The organism is Leptotrichia sp. SK-5, assembly GCF_055387215.1.
This window is the reverse complement of record NZ_AP028931.1, coordinates 1,653,379-1,667,856: the sequence shown is the minus strand read 5'-3', so window position 1 is coordinate 1,667,856 and position 14,478 is coordinate 1,653,379. Positions and strand designations below refer to the sequence as shown.

Genomic DNA, 14,478 nt, shown 5'->3' with positions numbered 1-14,478 from the left:
AAGAAAAAGAAAACTCGCTTTTGGGAATAAATTATTTTAATATCAAAAAATAGATTTTTTTAAAATGTTTTGCAAAAGCTCAAACAATTCTTTTTCTTCTAACGAAATGTTGCTTGGTATTTATTTTAGTCAAATAAACTATTATGATTAAATGTCAAAAAATACTTAGATAAGTCTAATTTTTAAAGGAGATGGCAACTGTTTAGGATTGTTTTATAAAAATAATTACTTAATAAAAAATAATATGGGTTTCAATTAATTAATATAAATAAAAAATATAGCAGAAAGAAGGAGAGAAAAAAATGAATTATAGAATCTTTGTGGAAAAAAAAGAAGATTTTAGAGTGGAAGCACAGAATTTGTTTAGTGACTTGAAGGAAAACATCGGGATAGATGGGCTTGTTGATGTAAGAGTCTTGAATATTTATGATGTGTTTAACTTGGGTGAAAATGATTTGGAAAAATTGGAAAGAACTGTATTTTCAGAAATAAATGTTGACAATGTTTTTAGATCATTCGATGAAGTGTTTAAGGAAAAAGATTCAGAAAATGTGTATTTTTCAATGGAGTTTTTGCCGGGGCAATATGATCAGAGGGCGGATTCTGCAATTCAATGTATAAATTTATTGATTGACGAAGATAATAATATTAACGTAAAAAGCGGGAAATTGATAATTTTATACGGAAAAATTTCTCCTGATGAACTTGCGAGAATAAAAAAATATTATATAAATGAGGTTGAGGCGAGGGAAAAAGATTTAAATGTTCTAAGTGAAAATGTTGAAACTGAAAATACGGATGATGTTATAGTTTATGAAGGATTTACTGAAAAAACAAAAGAGGAAATTGAAAGTCTTAAAAATGAATTGGAACTGGCGATGACTGTGAATGACTTGCTGTTTATTCAGGAATATTTTAAAAATGAGGAAAAAAGAAATCCTACAGAAACTGAAATTCGAGTGCTGGACACTTACTGGAGCGATCACTGCCGACACACAACTTTTGAAACAATTATTGATGATATAAAAATTGAAAATGAAACTTATAAAAATGTTATTGAAAAGGCTATTAATGATTACTTGGAAAGCAGGGAGTACGTTCATGCTGACAGAATTTCTAAAAAACCTATGACACTTATGGATCTTGCTACAATTTTTGGAAAAGAGCAGAGAAAAAATGGGAACTTGCCAGATTTGGAAGTTTCGGATGAGATAAATGCGTGTTCGATTTATATTGATGTGCCAATTGAAAGAATTAATGAAAATGGGAAAAAGAATACAGTTACTGAAAAATGGATTTTGCAGTTTAAGAATGAAACTCATAACCATCCAACAGAAATTGAGCCGTTTGGAGGAGCTTCTACTTGTATTGGTGGAGCAATCCGTGATCCGTTATCTGGAAGAACTTATGTTTATCAGGCTGTAAGAATTAGCGGTTCTGCTGATCCAACTGAAAAAATTGAGGATACAATGGCTGGGAAATTGCCACAAAAGGTTATTACACAAGTAGCTGCACACGGATTCTCTTCTTACGGAAATCAGATTGGGCTTGCAACAACTCACGTGAATGAAATTTACGATGAAGGATATAAGGCTAAAAGAATGGAATTGGGATTAGTTGTGGGAGCGGCACCTGCTGAAAATATTATTCGTGAAAAGCCTGAAAATGGGGATATTGTAATTTTACTTGGTGGAAGAACTGGAAGAGACGGAATTGGAGGAGCAACTGGCTCATCTAAGGAGCATACAACTGAATCTTCTGAAAAATCAAGTGCCGAAGTGCAAAAAGGAAATGCAATTGTTGAAAGAAAAATTCAAAGACTTTTCAGAAATAGAAATGTTACAAAATTAATTAAGAAATGTAATGACTTTGGAGCTGGAGGAGTTTCAGTTGCGATTGGAGAGCTTGCTGATGGGCTTGAAATTGACTTGAATAAGGTAAGAGTGAAATATATTGGGCTAAATGGTACGGAACTTGCTATTTCAGAATCGCAGGAGAGAATGGCAGTTGTTATTGAAAAACAAAACTTGGATAAATTTATAGAATTTGCAAATGAGGAAAACCTGGAAGCGTATCAAGTAGCCGAAATTAATGATTCTAACAGGCTTGTTATGAAATACAATGGAAAAGCGATTGTAGATATTTCAAGAGATTTCTTAAATACAAACGGAGCAGCCTCAAATATCAATATTACAATTGAAAATACGCCAAAACTAAACTTGAACAGAGAAATTGAAGGAAATGATTTTAGAAGCAAATTTATAAATAACCTGAAAGACTTGAATGTAGCTTCACAAAGAGGATTGGTTGAAACTTTTGATTCAACAATTGGAGCAACTACTGTATTGATGCCATTTGGTGGAAAATATCAGTTGACTCCTGCGGAAGTTTCGGTACAGAAAGTGTCAGTAATTAATGCGGAAACAGATGTCGCCTCAATGGTTGGATATGGATACAATCCTTATGTTGCAAAACAAAGCACATTTCACGGTGGTGCTTACGCTGTGATTGAGTCAATGGCAAAAGTTGTTGCTGGTGGAGGAAACTACAAAAACATCAGATTTACATTCCAGGAATATTTTGAAAGACTGGGACAGGATTCTAAAAAATGGGGTAAACCATTATCAGCATTATTAGGAGCATTGCACATTCAAAAAGCTTTTGGATTGCCGTCAATTGGTGGAAAGGACTCAATGAGTGGAACATTTAACGAAATTTCTGTACCGCCAACATTGGTATCATTTGCAGTAAGCGTTACAGATGCCGAAAATGTAATTTCTAGTGAATTTAAAAAGGCTGGAAACAATGTGTACTTAATTACAACGCCAAATGATGAAAATGATTTACCAAAACTTGATGAATTAAAGGAAAACTTTGACTTTATAACTGAAAATATAAAAAATAAAAAAATTGTATCTGCTATGGCTGTGAAAAATGGTGGAATAGCAGAAAGTATTGCAAAAATGACATTTGGAAATAAACTGGGTGTGGATATTTCGGCACAAGTTGATGAAAATGACTGGTTTAAAGTAAATTACGGAGCATTTATTGTGGAAACTGCTGAAAATATTGAGCATAAAAATGCGATGTTGCTCGGAAAAGTGACTGATGAAGCCAAAATTAGTATAAATGGAATAACTTTTGAATTAGATGAGTTAATTGGAAATTGGGAAAGCAAACTTGAAAAAATCTTCCCAACGAGAAAAGAAGTGGCAAAAGAGCATGAAATTGCACATTGTGAAGGCTTAAAATATGAAAAATTGAAAAAAATTGAACATGAAAATATAATTAGCAACATTTCAAATACTTATTCAAAACCGAGAGTATTTATCCCAGTATTTCCAGGAACAAATTCAGAATATGACTTGGAAAGAGCATTTAACCGTGAGGGAGGATTTGCTAAAATAGGAGTATTTAACAACTTGTCACATAACAATATTTTAAATTCGATTGATAATTTTGTTAAAGAAATTAATAATTCACAGATTTTAATGCTCCCTGGAGGATTTAGTGCAGGAGATGAGCCAGATGGTTCTGCTAAATTCATGGTTGCTGTTCTAAAAAATAAAAAAGTAAAAGAAGCTGTGGAAAATTTACTAAAGAGAGATGGACTAATCTTAGGAATTTGTAACGGTTTCCAAGCATTGATAAAATCGGGATTACTTCCTTATGGAGAAATCCGTGAATTGAACGAAACTTCACCAACATTGACTTTTAACACAATTGACAAACATATGTCAAAAATCGTGCAGACAAAAATTATTACAAACAACTCGCCTTGGCTTTCTGATATGAAAGAGGGAGATATTCACTCTGTTGCCATTTCTCACGGCGAAGGAAGAATAATTATTACAGAAGAACAATATAAAAAATTATTTGAAAATAATCAAATTGCAACAAAGTACGTTGGTTTAGATGGAAACTCAACAATGGATTCCCAATTTAATCCAAACGGCTCATATTATGCAATTGAAGGAATGCTTGCTCATAATGGTAGAATTTTTGGGAAAATGGGACATTCTGAAAGAAAAGGCAAGAATGTTTACAAAAATATTTGTGGGAATAAAGAGCAGAATATCTTTAGAAATGGAATAAAATTTTTTAAATAGAAAAAAATTATGTTATGGGATAGAATCTTGAATTAATATTGATTCTATCTTTGCATAGTAAAACTGTTTTAAAACAGAACTCAAAGGCTATGACTATTTACTCAAACCCTAATGTCTAATTTTTAATAGTTTAATTTTAAATGGGTTCGAGTATAACTTAAATAATTTTAATTTTTTGTAAAGGAAGTTTGGTGTGAAAAAAATAAATAAATTTCTGTTTTTAGCTATTTTACTGTCGTTAGTTTTATCAAATTGCCAAAAGAAAGAAGAAAAGTCGACAAATACTCAAAATAAAAAGGTTGAAAATGTGAGTAATCAGGATGTTCTACGTGAAATCTCACTTGATGAAATGCTGGATTTTGAACATATACCTAAGAATTGGAAGGAAGAATTCAGAGAAATTGCTGAAAACATGCCTAATTATGATAACAATGTTACTAAAATAATTTTGTATTTTTATGAAAAAGATTTTTTTTATGATTACAAAAAGATATTTTTAGATGATAATAATAATTTTGTAAAACCTGATGAAAAGCAAATAAATGACTTTTTGAAAATGGCATCAGAAAAAAATTTTTCAGATTTTGACAGTGTAATTCAAGTGCTGGAAAAGGAAAATAAAAATGATAAATTGTTTGGTAAATTAACGGGAAATTGGATTGAATCGTTAAAAATTTGGAAGTCGAAAGCAGATAACTTGGAAAATTATTATCAATCAGGAGATTATAAAAAGGACAATTTTGCAAAGGGAAAAACTTTAAATTCTGAATATTTAGAAAGTATTAAACAACGTAAGGAAAAATATAGGGAATTAAACAAAATATTTATTTTTAAATTAAAATATTTACTAAAAAAAACGGCTGTTTTTTATGCAAATCAGCAATATGGAAATAATACACCAATAGGTGATTTGTTTAAAGAAAGTTTACTGATTGATATATTTTACTATAAATTGTACGATTGGAATGAAATTTATAATACAGAAGAGGTATTTGAAGTTCCAGTTGAAGAAAAAGACAGGGAAAAATATTTACAAGATTTGAAAAAAATTCAATCAGAAATAAAAAAATTATCAGATGCGATGGAAAATAAGGAGTATGAATTTATAAACTCCAAAACAATAATAAACAAAGAAATCTATCTTTTGGCTAAAAAAGAAAATAAAGCAAATTTAGAATTAATTAATCAAATAATGTCTGATATGGAAAATAAGAAATATACAGATATAAATCCAATTGGAATACTTCTTATGAAAAGAAATCAGGAAATAGAACAAGTTATAAGAAAACAACTTGCAAGAAGCAGATAGTGATTCAAATAAAAATAAAGCTGATTTTTATATAGATAAGTAAAAATAAATAAAGAAGAAATGAAGGGAGAATTAAAAAATGAAAGTAGCAATATTTTTTGGAAGTCAGTCAGATACTGAAAAAATGAGAGGTGCAGCAAACTGCCTGAAGGAATTTGGGATTGGGTACGAGGCTTATGTCTTGTCGGCTCACAGGGTTCCTGAAAAATTGGAGGAAGTTCTTGCAGATGTGGAAAAAAGAGGGGCTGAAGTGATTATCGCTGGAGCAGGGCTTGCGGCACATTTACCAGGAGTTATTGCTTCAAAGACAATTCTTCCAGTTGTAGGCGTACCTTTAAATGGAGCGATTGGAGGACTTGATGCACTTTATTCAATTGTACAGATGCCAAAGTCTATTCCTGTGGCAACGGTTGGAATTGATAATTCGTATAATGCAGGGATGCTGGCTGTGCAGATTTTAGCGCTAAAATATCCTGAAATTAAGGAAAAACTGATTAATTTCAGAAAAGAGATGAAAGCTAAGTTTATTAAGGAAAATGAAGAAAAGGTAGAATTTTAAAAAAGATACTTATGAATAATAAAATTTATGAACTTTATAAAAAAGAAATATTTTTGACTCAGGAAGAGTTAAATGAATTTAAAAAGAAATATATAAACGAAGAGAATAAGGTTTGCGGAAAAGATACTTTGAAAGGAAATTTAAGAGATAACATAAGTTACAGTAATTTTGAAAAAGATAAAAATTACTATTACTACTTCTTTAAAATGAGTGAAGGAAAATACACTGCTATCAAAGTTAATAAAAAATTTCCTGAAGAAATTGAAATAAATAGTGAAGATGATAAAATCCGTAGAGAAAATTTAAGAATAGTAGGAGAAGCTATAATATATTATTATAGTGAAATTGTAAAATATTTTCAAATAAAAGTAGCTTCATTAGATTTTGAAAAGCTGTATGGAGATTATTCTGAAGAAGGATTAAAGAAAATAGAAAAAATAATACAGGAAATTACATTGTTTTATGCAAAAATGTATTACAGATATCCTATCCGTGAAGTAAGAAGCGCTTCAACAGAACTGCATGAAGTTATGGAAGAATATAATATTGATGAGCAGTTTACTGAACTGGAGAAAATAATATCCCTTATTAGAGATGTGACATCTTATCAGTTAGAAAGAAAACGGGAGAAGGAAAAAGAGAAAGAAGATAAAAGAAGTGAGAATTGGAATAAAATTTTTGCAGCTATAGGGGTAGCTTTGGCAGTTATTGAAATAGTTCAAGGTTTTTTGATAAAATAAAAAATATAAATGGAGGAAATAAAAAATGGAAAAAAGAGAACAAATTTACGAAGGAAAAGCAAAATCAATTTTTTCAACAGATAAAGCGGATGAAATAATTATGTATTTTAAGGATGATGCAACAGCTTTTAATGGAGTTAAAAAGGATCAATTGGAAGATAAAGGGATTTTAAATAATAAAATTTCTACATTGATTTATGGATATTTGATAAAAAATGGCGTGAAAACTCATTGGATTGAAACTTTGAACGAAAGGGAACAACTTTGTAAAAAGGTGGAAATTGTGCCTTTGGAAGTAATTATTAGAAATAGGGCGACTGGAAGTTTTGTGAAAAGATATGGAGCTGAAGAAGGAAAAATTTTTAAAAGACCTACATTTGAGCTGTCGTATAAAAATGATGATTTAGGAGATCCTTTATTGAATGATGATCACGCTTTGGCACTGGAATTGGTAACTGAAGAGGAATTGGCTGGGATTAAGGAGCAAACTTTTTTAATAAATGACTTGCTTTCAAAATTGTTTGATAAAATGAACTTAATTTTGGTGGATTATAAAATTGAGTTTGGAAGAGATAAGGATGGGAATATTTTGCTGGCAGATGAAATAAGTCCAGATTCAATGAGATTATGGGATAAGGATACACTTAAAAAATTGGATAAGGATAGATTTAGACAGGATTTAGGAGATGTAATGGGAGCATATCGTGAAGTTTTACGTCGTTTGGAAGAAGTGTTGAAATAAATTTTTTAGGAATTTTAAAGCATACATTAGTAAGAAAGTCTCGAATACTTGTTATCAGATAAACGGGAGATAATTTTTTTATAGTAAAAATATCAATAAAATTATAAATTTAGAATAGTTTATAATAAAAATGGAGGAAAATTACAAATGATTAAGAGTTTGAATGAGGAATGTGGAGTATTTGGAGTCTATGGACACCCTGATGCGGCAAGACTTACTTATTACGGGCTTCATAGTCTTCAGCATAGAGGGCAGGAAGCGGCAGGAATTGTAGTAAGTGACGGAAAACGTGTAAATGGACATCGTGGGCCTGGATTAGTGTCAGAAGTATTTAATGATGACAGAATATTTAACCGTCTGGAAGGGAATAGTGCCATAGGGCATGTGCGGTATGCAACTTCTGGGAGTAGCAGTGAACGTAATATTCAGCCATTTTTATTTCAATTTTTTGATGGAAGCATTGCTTTGGCACACAATGGAAATTTGATTAATGCAAGGACGTTAAAAAGAGAGCTAGAAGAACACGGTGCAATTTTTCATTCTTCATCTGATACAGAAGTATTGGTTCACTTGATAAGAAGAAGCAAGGAAAAAGATTTTCTGAGCCAGTTAAAAGATGCATTGCGTCAAGTAAAAGGTGGATTTTCTTTCGTAATTCAAACTCAGACAGAATTGTATGGGGCAGTAGATCCATTTGAATTCCGTCCTTTAATTTTAGGGAAAACAAAGAATGGAGCATATATTTTGGCAAGCGAAACATGTGCATTGGAAATTGTTGGAGCAGAATTTATTAGAAATATAAGATCTGGAGAAGTAGTTATTATTAATGAAAACGGATGCAGAATAGAAAAATATACTGAAAATACTTCAACTGCCATTGCGGCAATGGAATATGTGTATTTTGCGCGTCCTGATTCGGATATTTCTGGAGTAAATGTTCATAAGTCACGTAAAAGATGTGGAAGAAGATTGGCACAGGAAGCCCCAGTTGAACATGCAGATATTATAATTGGAGTTCCAAATTCATCATTGTCAGCAGCAAGTGGATATGCAGAGGAAATCGGAAAGCCTTATGAAATGGGATTAATTAAAAATCAATATGTAGCACGTACTTTTATTCAGCCGACTCAGGAATTACGTGAACAAGGTGTCAGAATGAAATTATCAGCTGTAAAAAGCATTGTAAAAGACAAAGTTGTAGTTATGATAGATGATTCGATAGTTCGTGGCACAACTTCAAGCCGTATAGTTCAGCTCTTAAAAGAGGCGGGAGCAAAGGAAGTGCATGTCCGTATCGCCTCTCCAGAATTTAAGTTTCCCATTTTTTATGGAATAGATGTTTCAAATTCATCAGAATTAATTTCGGCAAATAAAACGGTTGAGGAGGTAAGAGAGTACATAGGAGCAGATTCTCTTGCATTTCTTAGCATAAATGGGCTGATTGACTCCATAGGGCTTGATTTTGATGCACCTTACACAGGGCTTTGCATGGAATGTTTTAATGGAGATTATCCAGCGGGATTGGGCGATTATGAAGAAGAGTTTTATGATTCGTTGACACCAATTCAAAAAGAGGCTTTGAAAAAATTAGAAAAATAAAAATTAAAGACTTTGTATAAAAATAGGAGGAAAAAATGTCAATTTCTTATAAAGATTCGGGAGTAGATAAAGAAGAAGGATATAAAAGTGTAGAAAAAATAAAAAATGGTGCAAAAAGTACGTATAATGCCAATGTTATGAATGATTTGGGAAGTTTTGGAGCATTGTATAAACTTGGAGATTATAAAAAGCCTGTGCTGGTTTCTGGAACTGACGGAGTTGGGACAAAATTAAAAGTTGCATTTGAAACAGGAATTTACAACACAGTTGGAATAGACTGTGTGGCAATGTGCATAAATGATATTCTGTGTCACGGAGCGAAACCGTTATTTTTCCTAGATTACTTGGCTTGCGGGAAATTAGACTCAAATGTGTCGGCTGAAATTGTAAGCGGAGTTGTGGAAGGATGCTTACAGTCAGAAGCTGCCTTAATTGGTGGAGAAACAGCTGAAATGCCAGGATTTTATACTCCAGGTGAATACGATATTGCAGGATTTGCAGTAGGTGCAGTAGAAGAGGATCAAATTGTCAATGGCTCAGATGTTAAGGAAAATGATGTTTTAATTGCAATTCCATCAAGCGGAGCACACAGTAACGGTTTTTCATTAATTAGAAAATTATTTACTGATTTTACTGAAGTTTACAATGGAAAAATAATTGGAGAGCATTTATTGACTCCAACAAAAATTTATGTGAAACCAGTTCAGGCTGTAATGAAGGAAGTAAAAATTAATGGAATGGCTCATATTACTGGTGGAGGACTAATCGAAAATGTGCCAAGAACAATACCTGATGGACTTTGTGCAAATATACAAAAATCAAAAATTCAAATTCACGAGTTATTCAAGCACGACGCATTTTCAAGAGTAAGCGAAGAGGAAATGTGGGGAACATTTAATATGGGTGTAGGATTTGTATTGATTGTAGACGCAAAAGATAAGGAAAAAGTAATTGAAATTTTACAAAAAAATGGCGAAAATGCTTATGAAATTGGACATATTGGGAAAGGTGATGAAAAAATATGTCTAAAATAATTGAAAATTCAAAAGATAATCCAAAAAATAAAAAAACACGAATAGCAGTGTTTATATCAGGCTCAGGCTCAAATTTGCAGTCAATTATTGACAACATTGAAAATGGTAATTTAAACTGTGAAATTTCCTACGTAATTGCCGACAGGGAATGCTTTGGACTGGAAAGAGCTGAAAAACATGGAATAAAAAGCATAATGCTAGATAAAAAACTATTTGGAAATAAATTATCGGACGAAATAAGTGCAATTTTAGAAAATGATATTGAAAAAACAGACTATGTTGTACTTGCAGGTTATCTATCAATTTTATCAGAAAATTTCATAAACAAATGGAATCGTAAAATTATAAATATTCATCCATCGCTTCTCCCAAAATACGGTGGAAAAGGAATGTATGGAATAAAAGTTCACGAAGCCATAATCGCAAACAAGGAAAAAGAAAGTGGCTGCACAATCCATTTTGTAGACAATGGAATCGACACAGGCGAAATTATAACAAATGTGAAAGTTCCTGTTTATGAGAATGATACACCTGAAATTTTACAAAAAAGGGTTCTGGAAAAAGAGCATATTTTGTTAATTGAAGGGATTAAGAAATTGCTGGGACAATAAATTTTGAAAAGTAAAGGAATGAGTTAAATATGGATTTAGAGGGAATACTAGTAGTTGTTGTGATGATTGCCGGAGGATTAACTGGTTTTTTGATGGTAAAGTTTATTCAGAAAAAATTAAAGGATAAAAATGAAAAGAAATAAAAATTAAAAGTGCAGTACTAAATTTTGTTTAAACATAAAAATATTTTTAATAACAAGGGGCTTGCCCCCTTGCTTAAGATTCACAACAAATTCATTACTCAACTGATAGGAACTAGAAGTTACTTATACAAAAAATCAAAAAAAATTTTGAAAAATCAGAAAAATATGGTAAAATAAGACTGTAGAAAAAATTCCTACCACTATAAGAAATGAAAAATGAGGAGAAAAATCCACTCAAAGTCAATAAAAATGAGTATTAGGAGTTACGGAAAATGCTAAAAAAACAGCAAAAAATGATAAAAATTAAGCAAAAAAATGTGATTTTAATATCTGAAAAAATCTCTGTAACACTAATAAATAAAGGATTTTCTCAAAAAGACGGGTTAAAGTAGAGTATCCATTAAAACAAGGATTGAAACGTTACAGATTGTCCTAATGACGAAGTTATAGCTGAGTTAAAGTAGAGTATCCATTAAAACAAGGATTGAAACCAAGGTACAGAAATTGAATATCTACACCTCTTTTAGTTAAAGTAGAGTATCCATTAAAACAAGGATTGAAACAAATGGATATTTTTACGATCCAGCTTATTATGAAGGTTAAAGTAGAGTATCCATTAAAACAAGGATTGAAACCTCCCATTGCAAAGACCACTAATAATACAGATCCCCAAGCTGTTAAAGTAGAGTATCCATTAAAACAAGGATTGAAACTTTTCGTGACCCCATAGAGATACAAGTTCGTCTTTAACGTTAAAGTAGAGTATCCATTAAAACAAGGATTGAAACATACAGTGGAATCTGGTCGTTTAATTCCTGTTATGAGAGAGTTAAAGTAGAGTATCCATTAAAACAAGGATTGAAACCATACCGTACTTCTATGACGGTATGGGTACAAACTGGTTAAAGTAGAGTATCCATTAAAACAAGGATTGAAACTGCTGCAGTGGGAGCTCTAAGTGCAGTTTTTTTAAGGTTAAAGTAGAGTATCCATTAAAACAAGGATTGAAACAATGGGTAGATTCCCAACATACGTTAGAATTAATGGAATGTTAAAGTAGAGTATCCATTAAAACAAGGATTGAAACTTAATGGGAGAAATTTATGATGCTACTAATGGTGCTAGTGGTTAAAGTAGAGTATCCATTAAAACAAGGATTGAAACCTTCTCTAGATGTAAGCTGTTCTAACATTTCTGTCAACTCGTTAAAGTAGAGTATCCATTAAAACAAGGATTGAAACATTAGACCTTTAATTATACAAAGATAGTTCCTTTTAAATCGTTAAAGTAGAGTATCCATTAAAACAAGGATTGAAACAAGAGAAGAATTGAAATTAAATGAAGTTAACTTAAGTTAAAGTAGAGTATCCATTAAAACAAGGATTGAAACCGTTTAACCAGTACACGGCACCGTCTCTTAACTCGATTGTTAAAGTAGAGTATCCATTAAAACAAGGATTGAAACCTTTCTTCATTAGAAAACGGTCTTTCACACCATGGAAAGTTAAAGTAGAGTATCCATTAAAACAAGGATTGAAACTTATTTATCTAGTTGCTGCATATACCATTACAGCAACTGTTAAAGTAGAGTATCCATTAAAACAAGGATTGAAACTTGCCCCCTGGGTTAGGGACTACTTTAACGAAGTAGTCCGTTAAAGTAGAGTATCCATTAAAACAAGGATTGAAACTCAGTATATCCTTCATTAAGTAGTCTTTCTCTAAAAATTAAAGTAGAGTATCCATTAAAACAAGGATTGAAACCTTTTCAAGCTCATTTCTTACTTCTTGTTCTTCGAGATCTGTTAAAGTAGAGTATCCATTAAAATAAGGGTGAAAACAACTTTTTTATAAGGTTGTTTTTTTGATTATTGTCAAATATGAGAAAAAAAGCAAAAAAAATAGAGAGTCAATACAAATTTTGTATATTCTCTCTATTTTATTTATTATAAAGTGTATAATTTCAAAAAAGTTTTCGAATTATCTTGAGTAAATTTTTGTTAATTTAGAAATTCTTTCTGCCAATTCGTCTGTCAATACGCCGTCTTTTAATCTCCATTGCCAGTTTCCGCTAGCAATTCCAGGGGTATTGATTCTAGCTTCGCTTCCTAATCCTAAGAAATCTTGAATTGGAGCGATTGCCATGTTTGCAACTGAACTCCACGCACCTCTTAGGGCATCCCAGTGGATTTCGTCGTCAGAGTGTGAATTTAGATAATCTCTTGCAACTTGTTTATCTTCTTCTTTTGCTTTTGTGAACCATCCGATTAGCGTATCGTTATCATGAGTTCCTGTATAAACTACGCAGTTTTTTGTATAAGTATGAGGCAAATATTCATTTTCTTCGTTAGAATCAAATGCGAAACCTAAAATTTTCATTCCTGGGAATCCAGTTGCATCTCTTAAATCAATAACTCCTTGTGTCATTAATCCTAAATCTTCTGCAATAATTGGTAAATCTCCTAGTTCTTCTTTTATTTTGTTAAATAAATCAATTCCAGGTCCTTTTACCCATTGACCGTTTATTGCAGTATCGTCTCCATAAGGAACTGCCCAGTATGCTTCAAACCCTCTGAAGTGATCAATTCTTATGATGTCGCACGTAGAAAGGTTGGCTCTAACTCTGTCTACCCACCATTTGTAGTTTAACTCTTTTAATTTGTCCCAGTCGTATAGAGGATTTCCCCAAAGCTGTCCTGTAGCACTGAAATAATCAGGCGGAACACCAGCTACTTTAACAGGTTTTAGTTCAGGATCGAATAGGAAAATTTCTGGATTTGCCCATGCGTCTGAGCTGTCTACTGCAACGAAAATTGGAATATCTCCGATTATTTTGATTCCATTGTCGTTAGCGTATTTTTTCAAGTTGTCCCATTGAGTAAAGAACAGGCATTGAATAAAGTTGTTGTATTCAATATCATCAGCTAATTCTTCTCTATATTTATTAATGGCAGCTTCTTCTCTAACTTTAATGTCATGCGGCCATTCAGTCCAAGGAAGTCCATTGAAGTGATTTTTTAAAGAGATAAACAGGCTGTAATCATTTAGCCAAGCATTATTTTCAGCTTTAAAAGCATCTAATTTTCCTCTTAAATAATCATTTCCATTAGCTTTAAAGTTATAATAAGCTTTTCTTAACAAAGGATATTTTTGATTATAAATAGCACCATAATCAATATATTCTTCATTTCCTCCAAAATCAACATCTCTAAAATCTTCCTCAGTCAATAAATTTTGCTCGATTAACAAGTCAAAATCAATTAAATATGGGTTTCCAGCGAATGTTGAAAAGCATTGATAAGGCGAATCCCCATACCCAGTTGGTCCAAGCGGGAAAATTTGCCATAATTTTTGATTTGCTTTTTTCAGGAAATCTACAAATTTGTATGCTTCTTTTCCTAAACTTCCAATTCCATATTTTCCAGGAAGTGAAGTAGGATGTAACAAAATTCCAGAACTTCTCTCAAACATTTCTATATCCTCCTTAAAATTTATTAATAAAATTAATTTGATTTCTCATACTAAATATACTATATTTTATTTGAATTGTCAACATATACGTAAATGTTCTGAAACAAAAATTTTTAAGAAATATTTTTATATAATTTTTATCAAAGTTTGATTATTTTTCG

9 protein-coding genes and 1 CRISPR repeat array are annotated in these 14,478 nt (G+C 31.7%); of the genes, 8 read left to right on the top strand and 1 reads right to left on the bottom strand.

Annotation, left to right across the window (positions count from 1 at the left end; genetic code table 11):
• Window positions 1–302: 302 nt before the first annotated feature.
• The 8 genes from ACZ5B9_RS08385 (at window position 303) to purN (ending at window position 10,703) form a co-directional block, all read left to right on the top strand.
• Complete coding sequence (locus ACZ5B9_RS08385; RefSeq protein ID WP_464422191.1) at window positions 303–4,109, top strand: phosphoribosylformylglycinamidine synthase; 3,807 nt, start codon at window positions 303–305, stop codon at window positions 4,107–4,109.
• Between the two features lie 193 nt (window positions 4,110–4,302).
• Window positions 4,303–5,418, top strand: a complete 1,116-nt coding sequence (locus ACZ5B9_RS08380; protein WP_464422190.1) for a hypothetical protein — start codon at window positions 4,303–4,305, stop codon at window positions 5,416–5,418.
• A 79-nt stretch (window positions 5,419–5,497) separates the two neighbouring features.
• Window positions 5,498–5,977 carry a 5-(carboxyamino)imidazole ribonucleotide mutase gene (purE, locus tag ACZ5B9_RS08375; RefSeq protein WP_464422189.1) on the top strand — a complete coding sequence of 160 codons (480 nt, stop codon included), beginning with the start codon at window positions 5,498–5,500 and terminating at the stop codon, window positions 5,975–5,977.
• Window positions 5,978–5,988: 11 nt separating this feature from the next.
• The gene (locus tag ACZ5B9_RS08370; RefSeq protein ID WP_464422188.1) at window positions 5,989–6,717 is read left to right on the top strand and encodes a hypothetical protein; all 729 of its coding nucleotides are present in this window, start codon (window positions 5,989–5,991) and stop codon (window positions 6,715–6,717) included.
• A gap of 25 nt (window positions 6,718–6,742) precedes the next feature.
• Complete coding sequence (purC, locus tag ACZ5B9_RS08365) at window positions 6,743–7,459, top strand: phosphoribosylaminoimidazolesuccinocarboxamide synthase (RefSeq protein WP_464422187.1); 717 nt, start codon at window positions 6,743–6,745, stop codon at window positions 7,457–7,459.
• A gap of 147 nt (window positions 7,460–7,606) precedes the next feature.
• Window positions 7,607–9,058, top strand: a complete 1,452-nt coding sequence (gene purF / locus ACZ5B9_RS08360; RefSeq protein WP_464422186.1) for an amidophosphoribosyltransferase — start codon at window positions 7,607–7,609, stop codon at window positions 9,056–9,058.
• A gap of 35 nt (window positions 9,059–9,093) precedes the next feature.
• A complete protein-coding gene (purM, locus tag ACZ5B9_RS08355) occupies window positions 9,094–10,092 on the top strand; it encodes a phosphoribosylformylglycinamidine cyclo-ligase (RefSeq protein WP_464422185.1) in 999 nt (332 codons plus the stop codon).
• Window positions 10,080–10,703, top strand: coding sequence for a phosphoribosylglycinamide formyltransferase (gene purN / locus ACZ5B9_RS08350; RefSeq protein ID WP_464422184.1), 624 nt, complete (start codon window positions 10,080–10,082; stop codon window positions 10,701–10,703). Before purM ends, purN begins: the two co-directional genes overlap by 13 nt.
• A 525-nt stretch (window positions 10,704–11,228) precedes the next feature.
• A CRISPR array of direct repeats spans window positions 11,229–12,687; the repeat unit is 37 nt; unit sequence GTTAAAGTAGAGTATCCATTAAAACAAGGATTGAAAC.
• A 139-nt stretch (window positions 12,688–12,826) separates the two neighbouring features.
• Here the strand turns inward: purN and malQ are convergent.
• On the bottom strand, window positions 12,827–14,317 hold the full coding sequence (malQ, locus tag ACZ5B9_RS08345; RefSeq protein WP_464422183.1) for a 4-alpha-glucanotransferase: 1,491 nt from the start codon (window positions 14,315–14,317) through the stop codon (window positions 12,827–12,829).
• Window positions 14,318–14,478 lie beyond the last annotated feature (161 nt).

Excerpts from the sequence above, each read along its gene's own strand:
- ACZ5B9_RS08385 (WP_464422191.1), top strand. The coding sequence starts at position 303 with ATGAATTATAGAATCTTTGTGGAAAAAAAAGAAGATTTTAGAGTGGAA.
- purE (WP_464422189.1), top strand. The coding sequence starts at position 5,498 with ATGAAAGTAGCAATATTTTTTGGAAGTCAGTCAGATACTGAAAAAATG.
- ACZ5B9_RS08370 (WP_464422188.1), top strand. The coding sequence starts at position 5,989 with ATGAATAATAAAATTTATGAACTTTATAAAAAAGAAATATTTTTGACT.
- purC (WP_464422187.1), top strand. The coding sequence starts at position 6,743 with ATGGAAAAAAGAGAACAAATTTACGAAGGAAAAGCAAAATCAATTTTT.
- purF (WP_464422186.1), top strand. The coding sequence starts at position 7,607 with ATGATTAAGAGTTTGAATGAGGAATGTGGAGTATTTGGAGTCTATGGA.
- purM (WP_464422185.1), top strand. The coding sequence starts at position 9,094 with ATGTCAATTTCTTATAAAGATTCGGGAGTAGATAAAGAAGAAGGATAT.
- purN (WP_464422184.1), top strand. The coding sequence starts at position 10,080 with ATGTCTAAAATAATTGAAAATTCAAAAGATAATCCAAAAAATAAAAAA.
- malQ (WP_464422183.1), bottom strand. The coding sequence starts at position 14,317 with ATGTTTGAGAGAAGTTCTGGAATTTTGTTACATCCTACTTCACTTCCT.